The sequence below is a fragment of the Simiduia curdlanivorans genome (assembly GCF_030409605.1).
Taxonomy (GTDB): domain Bacteria; phylum Pseudomonadota; class Gammaproteobacteria; order Pseudomonadales; family Cellvibrionaceae; genus Simiduia; species Simiduia curdlanivorans.
This window is the reverse complement of sequence record NZ_JAUFQG010000004.1, coordinates 1,592,944-1,617,437: the sequence shown is the minus strand read 5'-3', so window position 1 is coordinate 1,617,437 and position 24,494 is coordinate 1,592,944. Positions and strand designations below refer to the sequence as shown.

The window sequence follows — 24,494 nt, the reverse complement described above, 5'->3', positions numbered from 1 at the left end:
TTTAACCGGCAATCGCGATCGCCAATCAAGCTCGCCAATCGACCTCGCCAGTGTTAGTACAACCCAGCGCGGCCGGCAAGCAATCGGGTTACCTGAGCCTGTAGCTCGGGCAGCACCTGTTCGGCAAACCAGGGGTTGGCTTTTAACCAGCGGTTATTGCGCGGGCTTGGGTGCGGCAGCGGTAGCGCTGCGGGCCAAAAGGCGCGCCAGTTGCGCACCGTTTCAGTAAGGTTGGTCTGACTATTCAAATGCCATTGCTGCGCATAGTGACCGATGACGAGCTGCAACGCTAAGCCTTCGTGCTGTATTAAGACCTTGCGGCGCCAGTGTGCGGCACACTCCGCTCTTGGCGCTAGATCGCCATTAGTGCCAGTGCCGGGGTAACAAAAACCCATGGGTAGGATGCTAAACAATGAGGGGTTATAAAACTGCTCGCGCGTCACCCCCAACCAAGCGCGCAATCGATCACCAGAGGCATCATCGAAGGCGAGCCCCCTAACGCGGGTCAAACGCCCAGGCGCCTGACCGGCAATTAAAATCGGTGCATTGAAACCTAGCTGCAAGATCGGTTTAGGCGGGTCGGGCAATAACCCGGCGCACAATTGGCAGTTGGCAATATCCCGCGCCAAATTAGCCTTTGTAGTCATATCTATACCTCTTGCAGGTGCTAGGTTTATTCATTTACGCCTATAGCGAAGATCCAAACCGCCCCTGACTACGTAAGGGCTAGCACTCTCTATTCAGGACCCGCCATGATTACCCTACACCACCTTAACAACTCACGATCCCAGCGCATTATTTGGCTACTGGAGGAGCTTGGCGTTGACTACGACATAGTACAACACCAACGCGACCCGAAAACCCAGCTCGCACCGCCGAGCCTGCGAGCCATACACCCGCTCGGCAAAAGCCCGGTGATCGTCGATGAAAGCAATCAGATGGTTATGGCGGAGAGCGGCGCTATTATCGAATACTTGATTCAAGTCTATGGCGACAGCCAATGGCAAAGGCACCGTGACCAAGCTGAATACTGGGATTATGTTTTCTGGCTGCACTACAGCGAGGGTTCGGTCATGCCGCCCTTGGTGATGCGCTTAGTGATGGCTGGCGTCAGTAAAGCGCCCATGCCCTTTTTTGCGAAACCCATAGCGCGCTCTATTTGCTCAAAAGTGTTAGCTCAGTTTGTCCAGCCGAACATCAGCCGAAACTTAGCCTTTATTGAAAGCCACTTGCACCAGCGCCAATGGTTCAATGATGAGCGCATTTCCGGCGCCGATGTTCAAATGAGCTTTGCCTTGGAAGCCGGTGTTGCCTCGGGTTTAATCGATGAACGCTTTCCGGCCATTCGCGCCTTTGTCGAGCGCTGCCACCAACGCCCAGCCTACCAACGCGCGCTTAAACGAGGCGGCGAATACGCCTATGCCTAAGTGCCTGGCCTAGTTACCCGGAGGCATAAGTGTCTGGCTTAAGTGCTTGGCCGAGCTACCCTAGGTAGCTGCCTATGCCTTGCCGCCTAGGCTCGTCATAGGCGCAAGCCCTCTGCGCGGTGGCGGCGTTAAACCTGCCACAGGCCAGTTTCATAAAAATGTTCTAGCCGAGCCAGATAGGGTTGCAGGTCGAGCTTTTGCGCTGCCACCCAATTGTCGTTGTAATAGGTGGGCAGGTAGCGCTCGCCAGCATCGCAAATAAGGCTCACCACACTGCCCGACTCGCCGCGCAACTGCATTTCCGCCATCAACTGGAAGGCCGCGTATACGTTAGTACCGGTCGAGCCGCCGCACTTGCGCCCGAGATGCCGCTCTAAAAACCGCACCGTTGCAACGGAAGCGGCATCCGGTACTTGCATCATGTCATCGACAATGGACGGGACAAAAGACGCCTCCACCCGGGGCCTGCCTATACCTTCAATACGAGACGGCACCGAGGCGACGATACTGGCGTCGCGATTGTGGAAATAATCGTAAAACACCGAATTTTCCGGGTCGGCGACGCACAGACGGGTGGGGTAGCGCTGGTAGCGGATAAAGCGGCCAATGGTGGCCGAGGTGCCGCCAGTGCCCGCGCCCACCACAACCCAGCTCGGCACCGGGTTCGGCTCGTGCGCCATCTGCGAGAAGATTGACTCGGCGATATTGTTATTGCCGCGCCAGTCGGTGGCGCGCTCGGCGTAGGTAAACTGATCCATGAAATGGCCGTTCAGTGCATCGGCTAAACGCCTTGATTCGTCGTACAACTGGGAGGGCTCCACCAAGTGACACTTGCCGCCATAAAAGGCGATTTTTTCAATTTTCTCCGGCGAGGTGTTTTTAGGGATGACCGCCACAAAGGGCAGCCCGAGCAATTGGGCAAAATACGCTTCAGACACCGCCGTAGAGCCGCTCGATGCTTCAATAATCGTGGTTTCGCGGTGAATCCAGCCGTTACACAAGCCATACAAAAACAGTGAGCGCGCCAACCTGTGCTTTAAACTGCCCGTGGGGTGAGTGGACTCATCCTTTAAATACAAAGTAATGTGCGGCGATGCCGGTAGCGAGAGCTTAATCAAATGGGTGTCGGCCGAGCGCTGAAAATCGGCGTTGATAATCTCAATGGCTTGTTCAATCCAGGTGCGCATATCTGCCTCAATTTATAAAATTACACCAATAGGTTCAGCGCTTTGCCGAGACCTTACTATACTCAAAGGGTGTCGGTCACACCCTAAGCCCATGAACCTATTTCATCCATCCCGCCACCAGGCCACTTTAACCATTTTATTGGGTGGTGCCCTGCTGCTTGTTACGGCGCTGGGTGCCCAGATTGCCTTACATGGCATCACCGAGCGCTACTCCACCTTAGTCGACACGCGAATCGCCAGTTTGAACCAGCTGCATCACATAGACACGCTCTTTAAACGGCAAGTTCAGGAATGGAAAAATACTCTGTTGCGCGGCCACGACCCAAACCAGCGCGACATGTATTGGCAAAGCTTTTTAAGTACAGAGGCCGAGGTAAGCAAAGCCTTAGACGAACTAGAAAGCAAAGCACTGAACCCTGCAACACGAAAAGCTCTGCATCAATTCCAGCGCTCGCACAAAGACCTAGCGAAGCGTTATCGGCAAGGTTTCGACATTTTTTTGCAATCCAATCTCGATTTCAAAGCAGTCGACAGTTTACTTAGAGGTATTGATCGACAGCCGGCAAACCAACTGCACGATTTTACCGAGCGGCTCGAACGCGATATCGGCTTAGAAGCTGACGCCTTGCACGACACGGCAGGCAATTATTATATTGCCACATTATTTATCGTCATCTTCGCCAGCCTAGTGGTCGCCATAGGCGTGGCCGCCATTGTGCGCAATGCCATCAAAGTAGAGGTGGATTCGCACAGCCGCACTGGCTTCCTCGCCAAGATGAGCCACGAGATCCGCACCCCCATGAACGGCGTGCTAGGCATGAGCGAGTTGTTAGGTGCAACACCACTGACCGAACAACAAGTGCGTTACAACCAAGCCATTCACAGCTCAGGGCAATCTCTGCTCATTCTTATCAACGACCTGTTGGACTATTCGCGCATAGAAGCGGGCAAAATGTCGCTGGAGCATATTCCTTATTCACTGCGCGGCCTGTTGAGTAATTTGTTTTATCTGTTCGTTCACACAGCGGCGGAAAAACAATTGAAATGGCACATCGATATAGCACCAGAAATTCCCGACCAATTTATGGGCGACTCGGTGCGGCTCAATCAAATCTTGGTCAACCTCGTCGGCAATGCACTCAAGTTCACTAAGGTGGGCGGCGTGGAATTGACCATTCGCTGCCAGGGTGGGCGCCTGTGTTTCAGCTGTGTCGACACCGGCATTGGCATGACAGAGCAAGCCATTAGCCAACTATTTACGCCTTTCACCCAGGCCGATACCAGCATCAACCGCCGCTTCGGCGGCACCGGCCTCGGCCTTACTATCAGCCGCGAACTCTGCTTGCAAATGCAGGGCGAACTAAGGGTAAAAAGCGCCCCGGAACAAGGCAGTGAGTTTATAGTCGATATCCCCGCCGAGCTGGCCGAGCGAGAGCAAGACATCGACTTCCCAGCGCCAAAACCGCGTATCCAATTGTGCATTGAAGACCCAAAACGGATGCACGACTATCAACGATACTGTCAATTTTGGGGCTTGCAAACCGAACAGCTGGATACCGATAAGCCAAGTTTTTCAGCGGCTAGGGAGAGCGCCGAACCGATCATTGCGGTCATCGACCTCAGTGACCACGCTAAAAGCGACGCCCTAGCAACACAGTGCAAACAGGCCGGCCATAAAGCGCTGCAACTCTACGATGTTGGCCAAAGTAACGAGTGGGTCAACAGCCACGGCGAAGTTAGCTCTGGCTTTAAGGATCGGCCCCCCTTTGGTGCACTGCTTAAACCACTCTTGCTAGATTGCCTACATCTAGATTCAACCAAAGCCAAACAACATGACCCACACACGGGTATCCGGCCCCTGAATATTCTCGCCGCCGACGATAATTCTGTGAACCGCACGGTGGTGTCTGCCATGCTCGCCAAACTTGGCCATCGCTGCACCCTCGCCTGCGATGGCGAAGACGCCGTCAGCCAATTTATCAATAACAGCCGCCCCTTCGATCTAGTGCTCATGGATTGCGAAATGCCCGTGCTAGACGGCGTTGGTGCACTTAAATGCATTCGGGAAATTGAGGCCCAGCAGCAAGCGACGCGCACGCCGGTATTAGCACTCACAGCCAACGCCTACCAATCGCAGCTGGACGGCTATAGAGAGGCCGGCATGGATGATGTGTTAACCAAGCCTCTAAGCTTAAACACCCTCAAGGAAGCGCTGGCCAAACACGCCCTCTAAACCGCGCACCTAGGCACAGCAGTTCTGGTATCATGCGCGCCATTACTAGCTTGCCAAGGATTTCTTTCGGCCATGAAAGCCACACTTCCTCTGACCGTCCTGTGCGTCGGGATCGCCGCCGTGACAGCCCCAACCTTCGCCATCGAACCCTCGCCAACCACTGAGCCAAGTACCGGCGTTTGGTCCATGGGGATGACCACGAGAAGCTTCGACTCCCCCTACGAGGGCGAGGGCCTGCGAAACGATTTCATTCCTGAAATTAATTATCAGGGCGAGCAGTGGTATATCGATGGCACACAAGCGGGCTGGCGCAGCGGCAACCACCAGGGCTTCTATCTCGATGCCTTCAGCCGCTACCGCTTTGGCGGCTACAGCGAAAAGAACGCAGATGCGCTGCAAGGTATGCGCCGCTTGGGCACGCTGGAGGCCGGCGCCAAGCTGGCATTTGACAGCGAGCTAGGCGAGTTCAGCATCGGCGCCAGCCACGACACCTTAAACCGCCATCAGGGTTGGTCTTCGAGCCTCGAATGGCGCGGCGCTTGGCAGGCCAATGGCTGGAAACTCGAGCCCTTTGTGGCCATGGATTACGACAGCGCCGAGGTAAACGATTACTTTTTTGGCGTCAAACCCGAGGAGGCAACCTCAGAGCGAGCTGCCTACCGAGCCGATAGCGCCATCAATTATCGGCTCGGTGTGGACAGCTGGTATCGCCTAGGTGGCCCACACCTGTTCGGCGCCGGCCTGAGCCACACGCTATACGACGCCAGTGTCGAGCAAAGCCCGATTACCGACGCCAGCAGCCGCACGGAATTGCGCCTCAGCTATCGCTATGAATTTATCAACAACCCAGCCGCGCAGGCTGTGGCTAAAGCTGGCGAGACGCAATGGCTCCAGGGCGATTGGGAGTGGCGCCTGGCCGGCGGCTACTACAAAGATGGCAATTTCATCGAGATGATTTACCTCAACAACATGGCCGTGGATACCAACGACACCGCCATGGTGAGTGCATTTTTAAGTAAAAAAATCACCGAGCGCACCTTCGACCTGCCGATTCAAATGCACGTCACCGGCGGCCTGGTGCGGCATTTCGAGAAAGATTTACAGAGCGACTTCAACGAATATGTATTTGCGTTAAAGGGCTACTTCAGTGAATTCCCTTGGTCGCACATTGTGGAAACACGCGTTGGCTTTGGCTACGGTTTTTCTTACGGCGATAAAGTCCCCTTTCAGGAGACCGAAAGCGTGCTGGAAAAAAACATTAATGACTCGCGTCTGTTGCAATACCTAGACTACAGCTGGGACGTGAATATGGGCGACCTGTTCAGAGCGCCCTCGGCCAAGCATTGCTACCTGGGCTATAGCATTCACCATCGCTCGGGTATTTTCGGCAAGACAGAAATTTACAACAACGTAAACGGCGGCTCCAACTGGAATACATTTTACCTGCAATGCAAAGTCAACCACTAAGGCTGGCGCGCTTTACCCACCACGCGGGGCTGCCGCTGTTACTGCTAGCCGCCCTGCTTCTGGCGTTTATTCCCAGCCAAAGCGAATCATTCCTAGCCTGCAGTATTTTCCCTGCACGGGATCTTCTAAGCCTGCAATGGCTCACCGGCCACGTCTGCCACACATCGTTGCAACACTGGGCGCTTAACGCAACGGGGCTCGGTATTTTCGCGCTACTTTATAGCCGCTGCTTTACCGCCCTCGCCTTCGCGCTGCTGGTGAGTGCATTACTAGTTGGCACCAATATTTACTTATATTTTTTCTATCGCTTAGATTTCTATCTCGGCCTGTCATCCATTTTGTACGGCTTATTTCTGTTTGCGGCGTTGAGCCAGTTTGGCCAACAGAAAGTCATGAGTATGCTGATATTACTTGCCTTGGCCATGCAATTCGGCGCCAGCTATTTGGCTCTCTACCCCTTGTCGAACACCGATCTGCCGGCTGCCACCGATGTACATTTAGCGGCGGCAGGTATCAGTATTTTTCTTTATGGTCTGTTTCGCGGCTGGCGCCATTGGCGCTGAAAAAGCTGTACCAAACAGGCGCACAACAACAGCCCTAAAAAGACAAAGTCAAGCGCGCCAGCCGAACCAGAATAACCCTCGCGATGCTCAACCTTGGCTATTTTTTCGTTTTTAACCCGGTCTTTAAATCGACCCAACTCGGCATCTAAATTGACTACCATGTCCTGAACCGCTGCATCAAAACCCTTAAAACTATTCTCGGTCATGGTGTCGGCTACGCCGATGGCGGTAGAGCGCTGATCAATGCGATTCACACCGGGGGCACGAAATAACATCTTGCGCGATTTAACATCGAACACTGCGGTATCGACAAAGGTTTGGATGGAGTTGTCACTGGCGGGAATCACATACAGGCCGACAATCGTCCAGTACAGTAGCGAGGCGTTGTTATCGATTGTTTGCATCACCTGATCGTAAGAAACCAGGGCCATTACATCCACATCGTGCAAGCGCGCCAATTGCTCAAGGGCATCGAAACCCCGGCCGTTACGCAAATAGGTACTGGGAATTAATTCGATACGATCAATATAGTCATAGCGGGTAAACGACGCTTTTACCTTCTCCAACAGCGCCATTTCTTGCGCCATAGAGAGTTGTTGCCTAGGGCTAAAACCAGCCGATGGCACAAAGGCTAAACCGACTTTCACCGGCAGTTGAAGCAGGGGTAGCTGAGCTGTGACCTCGCTGCGATCGTCCTTGTTTGGGTAGAGATAATCCACCAAACTGCTGGAGACAGCATTGCGATTACTGCCCTCGTTAACCAACGAACTGCAGCCAAATAACGCGACTAACATCAGTCCTTGTAGTACAAGTAATATCTGTTTCATGTAAATATCCCTGCCAAGAAAGTGACTCACACACCAACCGATTGGTTGAGCGAGGCATCGATTCTGTATCAGCGCAGGGTAATTTGGAAGTAAAAACAAAAAGGCGGCCAGCCCTATTTGAGCTAGGCCGCCAGGGGTTTACAACGCCTATATCAATTCAGGTATGTACCGCTAACGCCTATTTTGCCCGGGCCATTGAGCACCCAGATGCGAGCGCCGTAGGCCGGCACGGTAAAACTCGCGCTGCCATTACTGACCGCCAGAGTGCTACCGGTTATCGCATCGCGGTAGGTACCATTTTTAATGCCAGACATTGACACACTCTGCGCGCCCGAAGCCGCTAATCCCACCAGTGCATAGCTGCCTTCGGTGCTGAGATCGCGCACAAAACTGATGCCAGCGCCCCATTCATTAACCTGGCTCATGGGTGCTTTTTGCAGCGCCGGCACCGCTTTGCGAATTTGATTTAACCGCTTGATGTGCTGGTACATGGGGTGACTTTGGGTGGTCGCTAGATCGTCCAAGTGCGGGCCAAAATACGCCCGTCCAGTTTGATCTAAGGTGTCGTTGGCGCTGGCAATATCTTGCGGGAAGCCAGCTTTAAACATGATTTCCTCACCGTAATAGAGCGTCGGAATACCGCGTGCTGTCCACAGTAAATTGTAAACCAAGGCCGCATTCGCCTGCTCGCCACCGAAGCGATATTTAAAATCGTTATCTGGGCCTACGTCGTGATTTTGGAAAAAAGTCACCAGCTTGGTGGCGTCGCCATATATCCAATCCATGGCAAAGATACCCCCCACGCCACCAAAATGACCGCGGGTAACGTTATCGCGGAAAGTGGAAAACAGTGAGAAGTCCAACACCGACAGGCCCGAGTCGCCACCCGCATTTGGGTTGGATGGATCTTGCGTGGTGCGGGTATACCACCAAGGCCGAATAACCGCCGAGGCATTGTCATTGGCAATTTCCGAACCGAAACCGGTGCCCTTAACAAGGTTTTCACCAAAGACAAATAAGCCGGGTTTATAGGCTTGCCAATCGTGTACATAACTCAACATTTCATCGCGCTCGATATGCTTTAGCGTATCAATGCGAATGGCATCAACACCCATATCCAAATACTGATGAATTGCGTTATTCACATAATCTTTGACGTTTTGATTTTCCGTTGCCAAATCAATGGTATCGCCGGCCAGATGTTTTTTCTGTAGCGCATCGGGGTTTTCCCAATCGCCACCAGCCATAAAACCGTCCAGATGGTACCAAGCGGGATCTAGCCCCTGTGCATCTATGCCAAAAAATCGATTAGCGTTATAGCCTGCCAAGGGCACGGTGACGCCGGTCTTCGGGTCGACCAAGGGAGTCACGCCCTCGGGATCTGAATTGCAGCGCGCGCGATACCAATCGGGTGCCTTGGCGTTATCGTCGTCGCAGCGGTTAAGGCTAACATAATCACCCAAGTTGCCTTGATAGGGGCCGTTATCGATTAAGCCCTGTGATGAACCGGCGGGCACAAAATATTTAATGGGCAGATGATCAATCCACACGTGATTGCGCAACCCGTATTGCCCGGAGTGATTGACCACCACGTCTTGAATAACCTTCAGGCCCTTGGCGTGCGCCGCATCGATAAAGGCTTTGTAATCCGCACCTGGCGATTCGAGCCGTGGATCAACTTTGTAAAAATCGTAGGCATGGTAGCCGTGATAATCTAGCCCCGAGCGATTTTCCACCGGTGGCGTTACCCATATCGCGGTAAAGCCGAGGTCTTTAATGTAATCCAGCTTGGCGATAAGGCCTTTAAAATCACCGCGCCAATGGGGATCACCGGCTTTGTATCTATCGCGGTTATAGTAGTTGTTCGTTTCATCGCCATCGTAAAAACGCGCGGTCATTAGGAAGTAAATAGTTTCGCTTCTAAAATCACCGGACAGGGGTTGCGCGCCGATACGGTAATTAAACACCTGCACATTTTCATTACCGGAGGCATCCACGGCCAAGGTCTTTAACATCAAGTCGATGTCGCCATTGATATCGCTCGCGACAATCGCTTCTCCGTTGTAACGGCTTGAAGAAGGCGTCGGCTGGCTGCCGTCCAAGGTGTAATACACCGCTGGCGCTAAATCCTGATTATCGGCAACGCTTAAGCTAATGGCCTGTGATGCAGCGTAACTTCCGGCACTGGGGTTGGCGGTTACCGTGGGCGCAAGGGTATCCGCACCCGCTACTGCCTGCACATCAATAACGTTGGTGCTGGCATTGAAACAAATATCAAAGGTCTGATTCGCGGCAACAATATAATCTTGCGCGGGGTAGCTTTCGGTCCAGTCACCAAAGTGGTCAATCTTAAAGCGCGGATTGTCACTCGCAAAATGTTGTTGGGTACAAAAGTTGGTGCCGTCGCTGGATGCCATACTCAACGCAGACCAACTGTTTGGCGTACCGCGAAAATACCACTGATCGGCACTGACGCTTTGCACCTGAATGGTCACTGAGGTGCTAGCTTCGGCTCCCTGATCATCGGTTACGGTTAATTCAACGGTAAAGGTGCCGGGGCTCACGGCGGTAAAATTTGTCATATCGGCACTGGTGCCATCACTCCAGGCGTAACTCGCGATATAGCCATCGGTATCGACCGAGCTGGAGGCATCGAGTGCAATGTTTTCACCGACCAATAAAGTGATGGGCGATGCCGGATTGATGACCGCCATCGGCAATTGATTGGACGTGCCCAAGGGCTGCACAGTGTAGGCCAAGGTTTGATCATTCACCGTTAATCGATGATCGCCCGTGCCGGTGACATAAATATCGGCGCCGGATTTTTCCAACACGCCATCGCTATTAGTGTCGCCATAGTTAGTCGACCAATCGCCTAGTACATCGAACTTTACACGCTGCTGCGACTGGCCATCCAAATGAACATCTAGCTGCCATTGATGATCGGCACTTAAGGTCATCGACGTAGAGGCCCAGCCATTAAACGTGCCGCGCGCATTGAGCTGGCTAAATACTTTATCAAATCCTGTTTGGCCGCAGCTCTCGACAGGGCTTACGCTAATAACCTTGGTCTGACTATTAAACAAAATTTTTAGCGTGCTGCCACTGGTGACATTGAAATCCGTTGCCGGATAGCTTTCTGCCCAATTACCGGTGCGATCAATTTTAAATCGCGCGCCACCGCCGCCATCACCGGCGGCGAAAACCTGACAGGTGGAATATTGCGTGGCCGACTCTGCCACCATGGCAGTGGCAGCCCACGCATTGGAAGTACCGCGAAAAAACCAATCCGCCTGGGTAAAACCACTGACACCCGCGCAAGCGAGGGCCAACGCCGTAACATGCATTTTTTTCATTTTCATTGCCTCTATTATTGTTATTAGGGCTTTGATTTCTTACCGACAATCAGCGCGTAACCGAATTTCGGTTACTGGACATCAGCTTTCACGCATCTGGTTAACGCACGTGGTTAACAGGTTTCGAAAAGCACCAGCAATGGCACTCAGGGGATACCAGCTTCTGAGGGAATACACGCAAGCCACACTATGACTCCGCTGCCAAATCCAGCAATAACCGCTGTTTCGGCGCGACAAATAATCAGCGCAACTGGGGTTTCAATTCAAGCAAAGTGAAAATGAATACGTATTCAAAAGGCGATGCGGCGCGCAGAAACACAAAGGTGGCGCCAGATATCCACGGTGTTTTTCTCGACATTAAAATGACCAAAGCCACGATTACGTCACGAGCGCCCAGCCACGAGTAGCCTGGCGGCATAAATCGACTATATTTAGACCCATGGCAATAACGGATAACTTAGGTCTGCACACGTCTTCTCATCACAAGGTAAAATTACAGCTTGGGCTTTCGGAACAACACCGTATGATAAAGATTTTCACTGCAAATACGCTGTTCGAACTACAACTAATTCGCAATCAGTTCGACTTCGCAGGGCTAGAAACACAGGTGCGCAACGAGTTTGCCGGCGGAGCGATGGGCGAGCTGCCCGTTTGGGATTGCTGGCCAGAACTTTGGTTGCTAGACGAATCTAAACTCGACAAAGCTAGGGCTATTGTTGCCTTATTTTCACCTACGAGCGACGCGGAACGGCCAGAAATTCGCTGCACGATTTGTGGCAATGCTTGCCCGGGAAATTTTCAGCGCTGCTGGCACTGCCAGGCTCCACTAATAGTTTGCGAAGAATAGATAATCATTTTGTGTAATCTAACACAATCCACCACCCCAACACTTATGCAGTGACGTGCAACTTATTCAAGGTCGTGACGCACCTATACTAGCGCTAATCTATTTAACAAAAAAAGTGCTATGCTGGCCAAAAACCAAATAATTCTGGCAACAATAATAATCACGGCACAGGCAATGTTATGACCTCCACAGCTCAAACACAGCAAGGCAACACAGGTTTTATTATTCTCATTAGCTGCATCGCCACCATTGGCGGTTTTTTATTCGGCTTTGACAGTGGCGTTATCAATGGCACTGTCGATGGATTACAGGCCGCCTTTAATTCCGATAGCGTGGGCACGGGCTTTAATGTTGCCTCGATGCTTTTGGGTTGCGCCGTGGGGGCATTTTTCGCTGGCCGGTTGGCGGATATTTACGGCAGGCGTGCACTGCTGATTGTGTCTTCACTATTTTTTATTGTCTCGGCTTGGGGTTCAGGCATCGCCGCCAGCTCAATGGAGTTCGTTATCTACCGGGTTATCGGCGGTATCGCCGTGGGCGCCGCCAGTGTCATGGCGCCGGCCTATATCAGCGAGGTGGCAGAAGCCCGCTATCGCGGCCGCATGACCAGCGTGCAACAAATCGCCATTATTTCCGGGTTGTTTTGCGCTTTTATTAGTAACTATTTTCTGGCCAAGTCCGCGGGCTCGGCAACGCTCAATTTATGGCTCGGCTTTGAGGCCTGGCGCTGGATGTTTTGGATCGAGCTTGTGCCCGCGGTGCTCTTTTTCCTGACCTTACTTTTCATTCCCGAAAGCCCGCGCTTTTTAGTCAGCCGCGGCCGTAAAACCAAGGCCCTAGAGGTACTCGGCCGGCTTTATGGCCATGAACGAGCACAGCAAAAAGTAACCGACATTGAAGCCTCCCTCGCAGCCGACCATCAGCCCCGCTTCAGCGATTTACTGGACAAAGTGACCCGCAAAGTTAGACCCATCGTTTGGATTGGTATCGGCCTCGCGACCTTCCAGCAATTAGTAGGTATTAACGTGGTGTTTTACTACGGCGCAGTTCTATGGCAATCGGTGGGTTTTTCCGAGAGCGATGCACTGCTCATTAATATTATCAGCGGCGGCGTCAGCATTGGCGCTTGTGTGTTAACGATTTTGATCATCGACACCATCGGGCGCAAACCACTACTCTGGATTGGCTCTGTGGGCATGGCGATTACCCTGGCCCTTCTCACGCTTTGTTTTATTACCGGCGATATCGATAGCCAAGGTCAACTGCAATTAAGTGACCAGCAAGGTTTAGTGGCGCTGATTGCAGCCAACACCTACGTGTTTTTCTTTAACGCCTCCTGGGGCCCGGTAATGTGGGTGATGTTGGGCGAAATGTTTCCCAATCAAATTCGCGGCTCGGGCCTTGCCGTTGCGGGCCTGTTTCAATGGGGCTCCAACTTCATTATTACCATGACCTTCCCCATCTTTCTCACCAGCATCGGACTCGCGGGTGCGTACGGCTTTTACGCCGCCTGCGCCTTGATCTCGGTATTTTTCGTACTGAAATTCGTGCACGAAACCCGCGGCATTGAACTGGAAGACATGCAGGGCTAAACCAATGCGCCACCCACGTGGTGGCGCGATGTTTGCCAAACCATGCCCATAACTTTTCAATACTGATAAACTCACCCGCTTCCACTTCTTCCACTTAGAAACGCTGTTATGCCAACCTCAAATAGCTCCGAAGCCTTCGGCTTACACATTCTCAGCAGCCAACATAAAGACATACGCCGGCTGCGCAAAGCTCAGGGTGTTGCCGAGCTGCACGGCAATAAGCTGTGGAAATCCAGCTATGTAATGATGGATTACCTGCTCGAATTTCCGCTGGAAAAACACAGCCGCGTGCTCGAACTTGGCTGCGGCTGGGGCTTGGGCAGTATTTTTTGTACCAAGCATTTCGGCGCAGACGCCGTCGCGCTCGATGCAGATGAAAGTGTCTTCCCGTTTTTAGAATTACACGCCGACATCAATAAGGTCAGCGTAAACACTTACTGCGGGCGCTTCGAGGATATTAGCGAAGAAGACCTCAGCGGTTTTGATGCGGTGATTGGTGCAGACATCTGTTTCTGGGATGAACTGCAACAACCTCTGACTCAGCTGATGGAGCGCGCGCTGGCCGCGGACGTTGGCCGAATTATATTGGCAGATCCAGGCCGACCGCCGTTTCGCGCCATGGCCGAGCAACTCAACGAGCGAGTGCCAGACAGCACCTATACCGACTGGGACGTGCCTGAACCGCACAATGCCTGGGGCTTAATACTCGATTTATAAATAAAACGACAGGCATAAAAAAACCCGCCGAAGCGGGTTTTTTTGATTCGCAGGCGCTTAGATTTGTTCGTCGTAAGGTACCAGTGCGATGTTGTACACCTTGGCTTCGCGAGCCGCATCGGCGATGGCCACGTAGCTCTTCGCGCTCGACTTAATGTGGGCGCGAACAACAACAGCCGCTTTAGGGTGCTCGGCGTGCATGCGTTCAATGTTGGCGCGAACGGCGCGAACATCGATACGACGATCTTCCATCCAAATATCGTCATTACTGCGAATAGTCACCACGATAGAGGGGTTGTCCTCATCCGGTGGATTTTGCTGTTCGTTTGGTGGCGGAATCATGGTATCGATAACCGACTCTTTAACAAACGATGCAGTAACGATGAAGAAAATCAACATAATGAAGACCACATCGAGCATGGGCGTCAAATCGATTTCTGAATTATCTTCTGCTTCGCCGTGCTTTCTTCTACGACTCACTATTTATTCTCCTCAGCTCACAGGTTCGTGCCTGTGCGTATTTACCACGATATTCTGACCCAGCGAACCGCTGTAAGCCCGATAACCACCTAACTTGCCCAATTTGGCTCACCAGACTCTCCACTCTGATGACCCACAGGCCTGATGGGCGGGTACGATACCCATTTAACCCCATCTCAAGCAAGCCCTTATTGTGCCCCAAAGAACCCTTGCGAGTCACTAAAAGGACGTATTTAGCTTTAAAATCTCATGCCAACCCGAAAAACAGGAGAACCAGGTGAATCTAGAACACTTTTCAAACAAACTGATCGCATCGCCAGCAGATATTGAGTTTTCAGCCGTTATGTCACTCATCGAGCAGCACTTTGACTACCAACCGAGCGGATTTGATAACGCCGGCCTGCGCAGCGAGGCCGGTCAAAACGAGGGCTCGTGTAAAATCTTTGCCCTCGCTCAGCACCTCAAACTCTCTGATCAAGCCTGCTTGGCATGCTTCGGTGACTTCTATCGCATCGACGTGCTGCAAAACCCAGATGGCCACGATCACGGCAACATTCGCCAATTACTGAAAACTGGGCTGGCCCAGATTAGCTTCGACCATTTCCCGCTGCGGCTAAAAGCCTAGGCTGCCTCTTAACGGCGCCGGCGAATACTGTCGGCAACCTTAGCGCGCTCGTCTAGTCGATTTAAAATCGCAGCCATTTCGTCGGCTTGGGCCTGAACACTTAAGGCCTTAGCCTCGTCGCGCTGGCTCTTCTGCTCGGCCAACGCCGCCTTGATCCGGCGTTCGCGCGCAGCCGCACTTTCTTTCTTCGGTGCTGCGGCCGCCGCCTGTGCCGCGCGAGCGCTGGGGCCACGCTTGGCGGGCTTCTTAGGTGGGCTCTTGCGCTGGGATAAACGGCGCGCCTCAATACCAGCCATAACGGCCTTCATGGCGGCTGCTTCAGTGGTGCTTTTTGATTCCCGCAAGGGGCCTTTCTTGGCTGCCTCGTCGGCACTGGGGGCGGTGACCTTGGGCACGGCAACGGTCAAAGACGCTGAGCGTTTAGCCGATGCCTCGCGCCTGTCGCTGATCCAACCGTCCACATCATCATCGGCATCTGCCTCTTGATCGATATTCAAGAGCTCGTCGTCTTTAGCCTTGCCAGGTGCTTGCGCGAGTCTCGTCGGCTGCCGAGCGGCAGACTTAATCGGTTCTGCATCCAAGTCGTCTAGGGCGTCGCGACTCAACTCAGCCAACTCTTTAGCCGACTCCGCCTCACCGTATTCAGCCACTGAAAAAGCGCGGCCACCATCCGCCCGAATCAGGTCAAAAAATGAACCTTCAACCCCCTCTTCAGCCTGAGTTTCTAAAAGAGCCCAATGAAAGTCCAATTCGATACGGCAGCTGCCCACAAATGCCCGTCCAGTGGGGTTGTGTGTGGCGGAAAAAACGATCACGCAAATACCTCGGTTAATAGCTTACTGACAAAGGCAGGAAATTATAGAGATCGTTAAAAAAAGCACTAGATTGACAAAGCAGAAAAGCCGGTGATTTTACAAATTCAGAGTGAATTTATCCGTTGCAATAACCAAATAGATAATGCTGGCTCTAGGTGGTCGAGCGATTTATAGATCTTTTCCTCTGTCGACATACTCTTTAACGCCAAATGCAAGCTTTGCAACGCAGCCAAATCAGACGCAATCGCCGCAATTGGCTCAACCGATACGCGAATGGTGAAGACTATGGCATTTGACCGAGGTAAGCGGCGCAAGGTTTGCCGCTCGGCGCGGAGATAGCAATTATTGGCAATAACCTCGGGGTCGGAGATGTACATGGCCTCGCTATCGCCGGGTTGATAGAGCCGGGAACTGGTGACCACCGACCAATTACCCCGCCAGACGGGCGCATCGACTTTCAGCTTCTGAAAGAATCGATTGACGCTAGCGCCGAGCTTATCCTGATATTCGGGAATAGGGGCATGTATGAGGTCGAGGCTTTTACCGATTTTTTCCATTAGGCGCCAATAGCTAGGCGCACATAAACTCGCTGCAGTCAGAAAATATTCTAAGCCATCTGGGCTTTCAAGCAGACAAAGATCCTCCTGCACTGCCCAAGATGCGCGCAATAGCGTGTTTTCATCCTCCAACAAATCCAGCTCAGTCTCGTTGAACTTGCAGTAGATACCCGTTTTTGAGGCGCGGTAGAGGTTTGGGTATTTATTGACTAAATAAAGCGCGAGCGCTTGTGCAATTTCGCGCTGCGCCGGAACAGATTGAGGCAGGGCTTGGTAGACCTGTTTTACGTCGGCATCATATAGCGCTCGCTTTAAGGCAATTTGCTCGATTAAAAGATCGTCCTCTATCAGCCAGTCGGCCAAATCGAGTTTGTGCAACCCCATCGATAACAGCTTGCTGTGATCCTGAAACGCATATCGAGACATGGAGAGTTTCCCGGGCTGAACGGACAAAACATTTGCTGCGCTATAGCACCTATATATAGAAGCATGAACTTACAGGGTAAATCCAGCTGAAGAAATACTGTTAAATGTTGGACTCGAACAAATCTAACTGGTGCGCTAACTCGGAATCCATCTCGTTAAATCTAACGCCCACACCCAATAAGCGAATGGGTAAAGATTTGCGTTCCAGCGCCTCTTTTAGCAGGGCCGCATAGGTTTCTAGGTTGGGCGCAAGGCCGGTGCGCTCCAATGTGGTACTGGTGAAATCGGCAAATTTAACCTTAACCAAGCACTTAACCGGCACATAGGCTTGGTCTAACTTAGCTAAGCGACCGAGCAGATCCTCAACCAAACTGGGTAGCTGGGCGCGACACTGGAGAAAGCTTTTTAAATCGGTAGCGTAAGTATTTTCGACACTCAAAGACTTTCTCACCCGCTCAGAACTTACCAAGCGGTTATCGATACCTCGTGCTAGCTGATAAAGGCGCGAGCCAAAGCTACCGAACTGAACCGTTAATTCCAATTCACTCCATTGCTGCAGGTCCGCACAGGTTTCTACGCCTAAGCTAAGCATCTTCGCAGCCGTCACCTTGCCGACGCCAAAAATGCGTTTCACCGGTAGCTGCACGACAAATTGATCTATCTGATCAGGTCGAATCACAAACAGCCCATCGGGCTTGCGCCAATCGCTGGCCACTTTGGCCAAAAACTTGTTTGGTGCTACACCGGCGGAGACAGTGATACCAACTTCGCGTTGAATCTCGGCGCGAATTGCTTGTGCAATTCTGGTGGCACTACCTTGGTATTGATCGCACTGACTTACATCGAGAAAAGCTTCATCGAGGGATAAGGGCTCAATTAAGTCTGTAAATTTTGCAAATACCTGCCGCATCTGCAGGGAGGCTTGGCGATATACATCAAATCTGTGTGGCAACAAGGTCAAATGGGGGCAAAGTCTCAGCGCAGTTTTTGTTGCCATGGCCGAGTGTACCCCAAAAGCGCGAGCGGCATAATTGCAAGTAGAAATAACCCCCCGCCGGCCAGGATCACCGCCAACAGCCACGGCCTTATTTTGCAATGCAGGATTATCTCGCACCTCGACGGCCGCATAAAAACAATCTGCATCAATATGAATTATTTTTCGCTGCATGAGCCCCCTTACACCAACTGTAATTATATACAGTACACCTACGGGAGCAACGGCCAAAGATAAAATTTTTGCCTCCGCAACAACCAACAAAACCAATTTTGAGAATTATTTCTAATTCGCCGAAGTACAAAAACCGCAAAACCCCAAAGATTCAAAAAAAGACTCTTTTAAGGTTCGATTGCAAACCCAAAAACAGGTCGAACCGGTGTCGGTAGTAGCAACCTTTACCCACTCGAAAACGAATTTTTGGAGGCCCGTTTTCAAGACCTTTGGCCGGCTCCAAAAAACATCACTTTTTACAAAAAAACGAAAAAAAATACGGCTCGACACCCAGAACCCCCCTAATTTGGATTTTTTTTTGATTTTTATGCAAAAAAAATCGTTTTTCGTCAGATTTTTTTTGTAATTTGCTTGAATTTTCACCACAATTGCTTAACTTATACACGCCTAATATTTTTTAGCTAACAGCTGGCATCTATTCAACAAAAACAACCAAGGAAATACACCATGGCTGCACGTAAAACCAAAGCTGCTAACCCCGTTGCAGAACTGCAACAACAACTGGCCAAAGTTCAGGCCGAATTGAGCAAAGCACGCGTTAAACAAGAAGCCGATGCTTCCAAAGAAATCGCTGCATTGACCAAAGCTGCCTCTAAAGCATCTGCCGATGCCAAAAAAGCAGCAACCGCTTTGGCTGCTGCCAAAAAGAAGAAGAAGTCTGCCGCTACTGTTAAAGCCGTAGCTAAAGCCGCTGCCACTGCCGCCGCTGCTAAAGATGCCGCCGCTGCCGCCAAAGCCGCTGTTGCCGATGCCAAAGCCGCGCTGAAAGCCATCAAAGCAGACAACAAAGTTGCCGCTCAGTTAGACAAGGCCTACGCCAAGCAGCAAGCTGCTATCGCTAAGAAGAAAGCCGCTGCCGAGAAGAAAGCCGCTGCTAAAGCCAAAGCTAAAGCCAAGAAGTCTGGCGCTAAAGCCAAAGTTGCTGCTAAAGCCGCTGCGGTAAAAGCCAAGGCTAAAGCCAAAGCTCAGAAAGCGAAAGAGAAGGCAAAAGCCAAGAAAGCTGCTGCCAAAGCTAAAGTTGCTGCTAAGAAAGCCGCCGCTAAAGAAAAAGCAAAAGCTAAGAAAGCCGCTGCTAAAGCCAAATTAGCCGCTAAGAAAGCCGCTGCTAAAGAAAAAGCAAAAGCTAAGAAAGCCGCTGCTAAAGCTAAAAAAGCCAAAGCACCAAAAGCAGCCAAAGCTCCAAAGGCTGCTAAAGCGCCAAAGGCACCGAAAGCTGCTAAAGCGCCAAAGGCTCCTAAAGCCAAGAAAGCTAAAGCACCAAAAAAAGCCGGCGCTAAGCGCGGTCGCAAGCCAAAGGCTGCTTAAGCCCTGATGTAGGTCAGGTGCCTTGCGCCTGACCTAACTCTCCAACCTCTGTCCCTGCATCTGCGCCACTAAAAAATCCGCAAATCGCTTGTTCGCCACCGAAAGATAGCTATCTTTTCGCCACGCAATCCCCAAACTCAGTGTCAATGGCTTATCAAAGCGTATCGCTTTTAACTTTGCCTCTTCATTGACTACCCGCTCCAATACAAAACCAATGGCACCTTTTGCTATTACCAGACTCGTCATCAAGCGAAGAATATTTGTTTCCAGTACGATATTGGGCTTTACCTGTACCTGCTTACACTGCTGGTCAACCAATTCTCGTAAATAGTAGCCAGCGCCATAGAGCGCGAGAGGCTCGCGAGCAAATTGCTCAAATGTGATGGTCTTTCGCTTAGCCAATGGGTGTGAACTGGCCACACAGGCCACCACGGGTTCCGTCACGAGCGGAAAAGCCTCCAATTCGGCGGGAAGGTTCACCAGATTCACCATCGCCATATCAATGTCGCCGGCAATGAGCTGAGTTTGCGCACGACTTGTGCCCTCGCCCACAACCTGGAAATTAATCTTCGGGTAGCGCTGGCGAAAGGCCACAATTTGTTCGGGTAAATAATAGGAGCCCAGCATTGCCGAGGTGCCCAAGCGCACCGTACCGCTTGCACCGCCGCTTAACTCGCGCATTTCCTGTTGTGTTTTCTGGAATTCTTCAACTAATTTCCGCGCGCGACTAAATAGCACCTCGCCCTCCGCTGTTAAGCGCGGTCTGCGCTCGGCGCGATCGAACAAGGTGAGACCTAACTCAAGCTCCAATTTTTGCACTGAAACACTGATGGCCGATTGCGCAATATGCAGTTTTTCTGCGGCGCGGGTAAAGCTGCCAGTTTCGACCACCTGGATAAAAACCTTGAGTTGCCTGAGATCCATCACCGCCCCTTAAATCACTTAAACAGATCATTATCATACAAATTATATATTTTATGTATGGTTTTCTCGTTGCTATACTCACCTGCACAGATATTTCCCACAAACCTCACGACGGAACCTGCCTAATGAGCGCGCAAAATCACTGGTCAAAGCATTTCGATTGGACAGATCCTTTTCTTATGGATCTGCAACTCAGCGAAGAAGAGCGGATGGTGCGGGATACAGCGCGCCAGTACGCACAGGAAAAATTACAACCGCGGGTCCGGGAAGCGTTTCGCAACGAATATACCGACCCCGCTATTTTTAGAGAAATGGGCGAGCTGGGTTTATTGGGCTCACCGCTGGAAGGTTATGGCTGCCCTGGTGTTAGCTATGTCAGTTATGGTTTGATTGCCCGCGAAGTCGAGCGCGTCGACTCTGGCTTCCGCTCGATGATGAGCGTGCAGTCGAGCTTGGTCATGTATCCCATTTATGCCTATGGATCTGAAGCACAGAAGGAAAAATATTTACCTAAACTCGCCAGCGGCGAATGGATAGGGTGCTTTGGATTGACAGAGCCAGATCACGGCTCTGATCCTGGCGGCATGATAACCCGCGCGCGTAAAGCCGACGGTGGTTACAAACTCAGCGGCGCCAAAATGTGGATCACCAATTCCCCCATTGCCGATGTCTTTGTGGTGTGGGCCAAAGATGACGAAGGTGTTATTCGCGGTTTCATTCTCGACAAGGGCATGAAAGGTTTAAGTGCGCCCAAGATTGAAGGCAAGCTGGCATTGCGCGCGTCGGTAACTGGCGAAATCGTGATGGAAGATGTTTTCGTGCCCGAGGAAAATCTACTGCCGAATGTGACCGGCCTTAAAGGCCCCTTCGGCTGCCTAAACAGCGCCCGCTTAGGCATTTCTTGGGGCGCACTCGGCGCCGCGGAAGCTTGCTGGCACTCGGCTCGAGAGTACACCATGGAGCGCAAGCAATTTAACCGCCCACTGGCTGCGAACCAGCTGATTCAAAAGAAACTCGCGATTATGCAAACTGACATTAGCCTGGCACTACAAGGTTGCTTACGCGCAGCGCAATTAAAAGATGCAGGCCAACTCGCGCCTGAACTTATTTCATTGCTCAAGCGCAACTCGTGTGTGAAAGCTCTCGAAATCGCCCGTGAGGCGCGCGACATGCACGGTGGTAATGGCATTTCCGACGAGTACAGCGTTATGCGCCACATGGTCAACCTTGAGGTGGTTAACACCTACGAAGGTACTCAGGATGTGCATGCGTTAATTCTCGGCCGGGCGCAAACCGGTATTCAAGCCTTCTATTGATCCGCACTGCTCGCCACCCTATGGGTGGCGAGCAAACTTTTCTACTACAACATCGAGCCTAAGCATGAATACGCCACTCAATGGAATTCGCGTACTTGACCTCTCCCGCATTTTAGCTGGGCCTTGGGCGGGACAATTATTAGCGGATTTGGGCGCCGATGTCATCAAAGTGGAAAATCCCAAAGCCGGCGACGATACTCGGCAATGGGGCCCGCCTTACTTAAAAAATTCAGACAACCAAGATACCTCGGAGGCCGCGTATTTTTTATCGGCCAACCGGGGTAAGCGTTCGATCGCGGTGGATATCACTCAGGCCGAAGGCCAAGCACTGATTCAAAAATTAGCGGCTCATGTGGATATCGTGATCGAGAATTATAAAGTCGATGGCCTGAAAAAATACGGCCTCGACTACGCAAGCCTGAGCGCGTTAAACCCAAAATTGATCTACTGCTCCATTACCGGCTTCGGTCAAACCGGGCCCTACCGCGCGCGCGCGGGTTACGATTTTATGATTCAGGGTATGGGTGGGCTGATGAGCATTACCGGCGAAGCCGATGGTAACCCAGGAGCCGGGCCACAAAAAGTAGGCGTTGCAGTTACCGATGTGTTCACCGGGCTTTACGCTACCATTGCCATACAAGGCGCGCTCATCGAACGCCAAGCATCCGGCCTCGGCCAACATATCGACATGGCTTTATTTGATGTTCAGGCCGCCGTTTTAGCTAATCAGGCATCTAATTATTTGGTCGGCGGCATTACACCGCAGCGGATGGGCAATGCGCACCCGAACATCGTGCCCTACCAAGCCTTTGCCAGTAAAGACGGCCATATTATTTTGGCCGTTGGCAACGACGGTCAGTTTAAAAAGTTTTGTGACCTAGCCGGTTGCCCAGAATTAGCACTCGACGCTCGCTTTGCAACCAATCCTAGCCGGGTGGCCAATAGACTGGTGCTATGCGAACACATCGCCACGCTTATCAAACAACGAAACAGTGAAGATTGGTTAGCAGCACTAGAACAGAAAGGTGTGCCCTGCGGCCCCATCAACACCATCGACAAGGTATTCAATGATCCGCAACTGTTAAGTCGAGATATGCGCATCCAAGTGGAGCACCCTTTGGCCGGCTCCGTGGAGCTCGCCGGCAACCCTATTCGCTACAGCAGAAGCCAATTAAACCAAACGAAAGCGCCGCCGCTATTAGGTGAAGATACAGAGACAGTTCTGCGCGATCTACTCGGCCTCGGCGCTGATGAGATAGATCAGCTGACCTTGAAAAAGATTGTCCGTTGAGGCCTAGTCTCGCCGAATAGACACCTCTGTCAGCGTGGTTTCTAAACTATTGCCGGTACAGCTGGCCAAATATTTGAGTTCATTGCCAGCAGCATCATTGGCATTAAAACGACGCACAAAGGTAAATTGCGTCACTGTTGTGGTGGTTTCTGGATTGTCGTCGGTGTCGACTTCTGAGCGCTCGGTAACAGCCGGGTTTTCAATGTCATCGAGCCATTGCAGGCCCGCCATCAGAGCGACGTCAGTGCGCCACAACTCCTGACAACGCTGGTAGATAACCGGCTGTAAATCAACGGCAACCTCCTCTAACACTGCCTCTGGGGCTTCATCGGCCACCGGCGCGAGCGAAACTAGGCTCACCCCGTCAAACTTTTCTACGAAGGTTCGTCTATTCGCGTCGCGGCAAATAACGGCAAAAACGGGAGCCTCTAAGCTGCTTTGGCCGCGATCCAATTCCGCCCTTATAACCTCGGCGCAGCGCTCTTGCGCGAGCTGATACTCTGCCACTTGCCGTAAATTCGCCCAATATTGACTATAGCTTTTGGGCAACCATAACCGCTTCATATCAAGCGTTTGTTCAGGTTCCTGAGCCATTAAGGTGCTCGAACAGAGCCAAGTAAAAAACAGTAAACCTTGTGCTAATAATTTCATTTGGTCGCCAGCAATGAGTAAACGAACGCATAGAGTAGCAGCCGCTGTGAATGTGGAACCTCAACAAACTCTATGCCATAAATAGCCGGAAATTCTGCCTCGCTTTCGCGTGTACTTCTTTCAACGCGCGAGCGAATAACGGCCGGAAAGTTAAACTTTTCTTCCATGCGAGCGATAGTAATTGCACCAGACACTTCCATGCTGCCACCGATATCGCCGATGGATTCAGTTAATTCGATTCTGGCACCCGATGTACTAATGTCGGTAATAACACCGGTAGTTTTTGTCGCGACTAATCCCGATAAACAAACCGCTTCGATAGGCACTCGAATTTCGACCCGGGTAGCACCGCGAATTTCCTTAAAACTTAATTTCGTCGGGTATGTTAAAAACACCAATGGCCGCGGTTGAGCGATAATTTGATCAATCACAGAGGCAAAGGCCAAGACGCCATTACCCGCCATAATGGTGACAAGAATTTTCTGCCCCGGGCGCAATGTCGACGCCTTAGCAGCGCGGGGGTGAGACAGAATCAATACGTCGCCAGGGATGCAGCCAATAACTTTACTCGCGAACTTAAAAGGCACACCACCAGCGCTAGCACCTTCTAGCGACAAGGGATAACCGAAAGGTAATTTATAATCTTCAAATTTCATTGAG

At 51.7% G+C, this 24,494-nt stretch carries 23 protein-coding genes; 12 read left to right on the top strand and 11 right to left on the bottom strand.

What is annotated here, in order from left to right; all coding sequences use genetic code 11:
• Positions 1–53: 53 nt before the first annotated feature.
• The gene (locus tag QWY82_RS07285) at positions 54–647 is read right to left on the bottom strand and encodes a uracil-DNA glycosylase family protein (protein WP_290260924.1); all 594 of its coding nucleotides are present in this window, start codon (positions 645–647) and stop codon (positions 54–56) included.
• 105 nt (positions 648–752) lie between these two features.
• Here QWY82_RS07285 and QWY82_RS07280 point away from each other — a divergent pair, with 105 nt between their 5' ends.
• Complete coding sequence (locus tag QWY82_RS07280; RefSeq protein ID WP_290260922.1) at positions 753–1,427, top strand: glutathione S-transferase family protein; 675 nt, start codon at positions 753–755, stop codon at positions 1,425–1,427.
• Positions 1,428–1,555: 128 nt separating this feature from the next.
• Here QWY82_RS07280 and QWY82_RS07275 read toward each other — a convergent pair whose 3' ends face one another.
• On the bottom strand, positions 1,556–2,614 hold the full coding sequence (locus tag QWY82_RS07275) for a PLP-dependent cysteine synthase family protein (RefSeq protein ID WP_290260920.1): 1,059 nt from the start codon (positions 2,612–2,614) through the stop codon (positions 1,556–1,558).
• Positions 2,615–2,705: 91 nt separating this feature from the next.
• Between QWY82_RS07275 and QWY82_RS07270 the strand changes: the two genes are divergently transcribed.
• From QWY82_RS07270 to QWY82_RS07260, 3 genes are all read left to right on the top strand, one after another.
• On the top strand, positions 2,706–4,847 hold the full coding sequence (locus tag QWY82_RS07270) for an ATP-binding protein (RefSeq protein ID WP_290260918.1): 2,142 nt from the start codon (positions 2,706–2,708) through the stop codon (positions 4,845–4,847).
• A gap of 72 nt (positions 4,848–4,919) precedes the next feature.
• Entirely contained in the window at positions 4,920–6,314 is a 1,395-nt protein-coding gene (locus QWY82_RS07265; RefSeq protein WP_290260916.1) for a MipA/OmpV family protein, read from the top strand.
• Positions 6,296–6,877 (top strand): rhomboid family protein, encoded by a 582-nt coding sequence (locus tag QWY82_RS07260; protein ID WP_290260913.1) that lies wholly within the window; start codon positions 6,296–6,298, stop codon positions 6,875–6,877. Before QWY82_RS07265 ends, QWY82_RS07260 begins: the two co-directional genes overlap by 19 nt.
• Here the strand turns inward: QWY82_RS07260 and rhlP are convergent.
• Positions 6,841–7,704 carry a rhombotarget lipoprotein gene (rhlP, locus tag QWY82_RS07255; RefSeq protein ID WP_290260912.1) on the bottom strand — a complete coding sequence of 288 codons (864 nt, stop codon included), beginning with the start codon at positions 7,702–7,704 and terminating at the stop codon, positions 6,841–6,843. The two genes, QWY82_RS07260 and rhlP, sit on opposite strands and share 37 nt — an antisense overlap.
• Before the next feature lie 152 nt (positions 7,705–7,856).
• Entirely contained in the window at positions 7,857–11,060 is a 3,204-nt protein-coding gene (locus tag QWY82_RS07250; protein WP_290260910.1) for an alpha-amylase family glycosyl hydrolase, read from the bottom strand.
• 278 nt (positions 11,061–11,338) lie between these two features.
• Here QWY82_RS07250 and QWY82_RS07245 point away from each other — a divergent pair, with 278 nt between their 5' ends.
• From QWY82_RS07245 to QWY82_RS07230, 4 genes are all read left to right on the top strand, one after another.
• Complete coding sequence (locus QWY82_RS07245) at positions 11,339–11,467, top strand: hypothetical protein (protein WP_290260908.1); 129 nt, start codon at positions 11,339–11,341, stop codon at positions 11,465–11,467.
• 116 nt (positions 11,468–11,583) lie between these two features.
• Complete coding sequence (locus QWY82_RS07240) at positions 11,584–11,907, top strand: putative signal transducing protein (RefSeq protein WP_290260905.1); 324 nt, start codon at positions 11,584–11,586, stop codon at positions 11,905–11,907.
• 179 nt (positions 11,908–12,086) lie between these two features.
• Complete coding sequence (locus tag QWY82_RS07235; RefSeq protein ID WP_380736169.1) at positions 12,087–13,499, top strand: sugar porter family MFS transporter; 1,413 nt, start codon at positions 12,087–12,089, stop codon at positions 13,497–13,499.
• Between the two features lie 108 nt (positions 13,500–13,607).
• On the top strand, positions 13,608–14,216 hold the full coding sequence (locus QWY82_RS07230) for a class I SAM-dependent methyltransferase (protein ID WP_290260903.1): 609 nt from the start codon (positions 13,608–13,610) through the stop codon (positions 14,214–14,216).
• Positions 14,217–14,273: 57 nt separating this feature from the next.
• On the opposite strand, the gene QWY82_RS07225 is transcribed toward QWY82_RS07230, so the two are convergent.
• Positions 14,274–14,696, bottom strand: a complete 423-nt coding sequence (locus QWY82_RS07225) for an ExbD/TolR family protein (protein WP_290260901.1) — start codon at positions 14,694–14,696, stop codon at positions 14,274–14,276.
• Positions 14,697–14,973: 277 nt separating this feature from the next.
• Here QWY82_RS07225 and QWY82_RS07220 point away from each other — a divergent pair, with 277 nt between their 5' ends.
• Positions 14,974–15,321 carry a HopJ type III effector protein gene (locus QWY82_RS07220; protein ID WP_290260899.1) on the top strand — a complete coding sequence of 116 codons (348 nt, stop codon included), beginning with the start codon at positions 14,974–14,976 and terminating at the stop codon, positions 15,319–15,321.
• Between the two features lie 8 nt (positions 15,322–15,329).
• Here QWY82_RS07220 and QWY82_RS07215 read toward each other — a convergent pair whose 3' ends face one another.
• The 3 genes from QWY82_RS07215 to dinB all read right to left on the bottom strand — a co-directional run bounded on the left by QWY82_RS07215 (position 15,330) and on the right by dinB (position 18,287).
• Positions 15,330–16,136 carry a GIY-YIG nuclease family protein gene (locus tag QWY82_RS07215; RefSeq protein ID WP_290260897.1) on the bottom strand — a complete coding sequence of 269 codons (807 nt, stop codon included), beginning with the start codon at positions 16,134–16,136 and terminating at the stop codon, positions 15,330–15,332.
• 104 nt (positions 16,137–16,240) lie between these two features.
• Complete coding sequence (locus tag QWY82_RS07210) at positions 16,241–17,119, bottom strand: heme-dependent oxidative N-demethylase family protein (RefSeq protein ID WP_290260895.1); 879 nt, start codon at positions 17,117–17,119, stop codon at positions 16,241–16,243.
• Between the two features lie 100 nt (positions 17,120–17,219).
• Positions 17,220–18,287 carry a DNA polymerase IV gene (gene dinB, locus QWY82_RS07205; RefSeq protein ID WP_290260893.1) on the bottom strand — a complete coding sequence of 356 codons (1,068 nt, stop codon included), beginning with the start codon at positions 18,285–18,287 and terminating at the stop codon, positions 17,220–17,222.
• A gap of 507 nt (positions 18,288–18,794) precedes the next feature.
• Here dinB and QWY82_RS07200 point away from each other — a divergent pair.
• Entirely contained in the window at positions 18,795–19,652 is an 858-nt protein-coding gene (locus tag QWY82_RS07200) for a hypothetical protein (RefSeq protein ID WP_290260891.1), read from the top strand.
• Positions 19,653–19,685: 33 nt separating this feature from the next.
• On the opposite strand, the gene QWY82_RS07195 is transcribed toward QWY82_RS07200, so the two are convergent.
• Positions 19,686–20,576: a LysR family transcriptional regulator gene (locus QWY82_RS07195; protein ID WP_290260890.1), complete on the bottom strand. Its 891-nt coding sequence runs from the start codon at positions 20,574–20,576 to the stop codon at positions 19,686–19,688.
• A gap of 125 nt (positions 20,577–20,701) precedes the next feature.
• Between QWY82_RS07195 and QWY82_RS07190 the strand changes: the two genes are divergently transcribed.
• Positions 20,702–21,892: an acyl-CoA dehydrogenase gene (locus QWY82_RS07190; RefSeq protein ID WP_290260889.1), complete on the top strand. Its 1,191-nt coding sequence runs from the start codon at positions 20,702–20,704 to the stop codon at positions 21,890–21,892.
• Between the two features lie 64 nt (positions 21,893–21,956).
• On the top strand, positions 21,957–23,183 hold the full coding sequence (locus QWY82_RS07185; RefSeq protein ID WP_290260888.1) for a CaiB/BaiF CoA transferase family protein: 1,227 nt from the start codon (positions 21,957–21,959) through the stop codon (positions 23,181–23,183).
• Between the two features lie 3 nt (positions 23,184–23,186).
• Here the strand turns inward: QWY82_RS07185 and QWY82_RS07180 are convergent, their stop codons facing one another.
• Positions 23,187–23,834, bottom strand: a complete 648-nt coding sequence (locus QWY82_RS07180; protein ID WP_290260887.1) for a hypothetical protein — start codon at positions 23,832–23,834, stop codon at positions 23,187–23,189.
• Positions 23,831–24,490 carry a flagellar brake protein gene (locus QWY82_RS07175; RefSeq protein ID WP_290260886.1) on the bottom strand — a complete coding sequence of 220 codons (660 nt, stop codon included), beginning with the start codon at positions 24,488–24,490 and terminating at the stop codon, positions 23,831–23,833. Before QWY82_RS07175 ends, QWY82_RS07180 begins: the two co-directional genes overlap by 4 nt.
• Between the last annotated feature and the right edge of the window lie 4 nt (positions 24,491–24,494).

Coding starts and splice junctions, on each gene's coding strand:
- QWY82_RS07190 (WP_290260889.1), top strand. CDS start 20,702: ATGAGCGCGCAAAATCACTGGTCAAAGCATTTCGATTGGACAGATCCT.
- QWY82_RS07200 (WP_290260891.1), top strand. CDS start 18,795: ATGGCTGCACGTAAAACCAAAGCTGCTAACCCCGTTGCAGAACTGCAA.
- QWY82_RS07275 (WP_290260920.1), bottom strand. CDS start 2,614: ATGCGCACCTGGATTGAACAAGCCATTGAGATTATCAACGCCGATTTT.
- rhlP (WP_290260912.1), bottom strand. CDS start 7,704: ATGAAACAGATATTACTTGTACTACAAGGACTGATGTTAGTCGCGTTA.
- QWY82_RS07210 (WP_290260895.1), bottom strand. CDS start 17,119: ATGTCTCGATATGCGTTTCAGGATCACAGCAAGCTGTTATCGATGGGG.
- QWY82_RS07185 (WP_290260888.1), top strand. CDS start 21,957: ATGAATACGCCACTCAATGGAATTCGCGTACTTGACCTCTCCCGCATT.
- QWY82_RS07260 (WP_290260913.1), top strand. CDS start 6,296: ATGCAAAGTCAACCACTAAGGCTGGCGCGCTTTACCCACCACGCGGGG.
- QWY82_RS07180 (WP_290260887.1), bottom strand. CDS start 23,834: ATGAAATTATTAGCACAAGGTTTACTGTTTTTTACTTGGCTCTGTTCG.
- QWY82_RS07230 (WP_290260903.1), top strand. CDS start 13,608: ATGCCAACCTCAAATAGCTCCGAAGCCTTCGGCTTACACATTCTCAGC.
- QWY82_RS07195 (WP_290260890.1), bottom strand. CDS start 20,576: ATGGATCTCAGGCAACTCAAGGTTTTTATCCAGGTGGTCGAAACTGGC.
- QWY82_RS07285 (WP_290260924.1), bottom strand. CDS start 647: ATGACTACAAAGGCTAATTTGGCGCGGGATATTGCCAACTGCCAATTG.
- QWY82_RS07265 (WP_290260916.1), top strand. CDS start 4,920: ATGAAAGCCACACTTCCTCTGACCGTCCTGTGCGTCGGGATCGCCGCC.
- QWY82_RS07175 (WP_290260886.1), bottom strand. CDS start 24,490: ATGAAATTTGAAGATTATAAATTACCTTTCGGTTATCCCTTGTCGCTA.
- QWY82_RS07280 (WP_290260922.1), top strand. CDS start 753: ATGATTACCCTACACCACCTTAACAACTCACGATCCCAGCGCATTATT.
- QWY82_RS07240 (WP_290260905.1), top strand. CDS start 11,584: ATGATAAAGATTTTCACTGCAAATACGCTGTTCGAACTACAACTAATT.
- QWY82_RS07270 (WP_290260918.1), top strand. CDS start 2,706: ATGAACCTATTTCATCCATCCCGCCACCAGGCCACTTTAACCATTTTA.
- QWY82_RS07250 (WP_290260910.1), bottom strand. CDS start 11,060: ATGAAAAAAATGCATGTTACGGCGTTGGCCCTCGCTTGCGCGGGTGTC.
- QWY82_RS07235 (WP_380736169.1), top strand. CDS start 12,087: ATGACCTCCACAGCTCAAACACAGCAAGGCAACACAGGTTTTATTATT.
- QWY82_RS07245 (WP_290260908.1), top strand. CDS start 11,339: ATGAATACGTATTCAAAAGGCGATGCGGCGCGCAGAAACACAAAGGTG.
- dinB (WP_290260893.1), bottom strand. CDS start 18,287: ATGCAGCGAAAAATAATTCATATTGATGCAGATTGTTTTTATGCGGCC.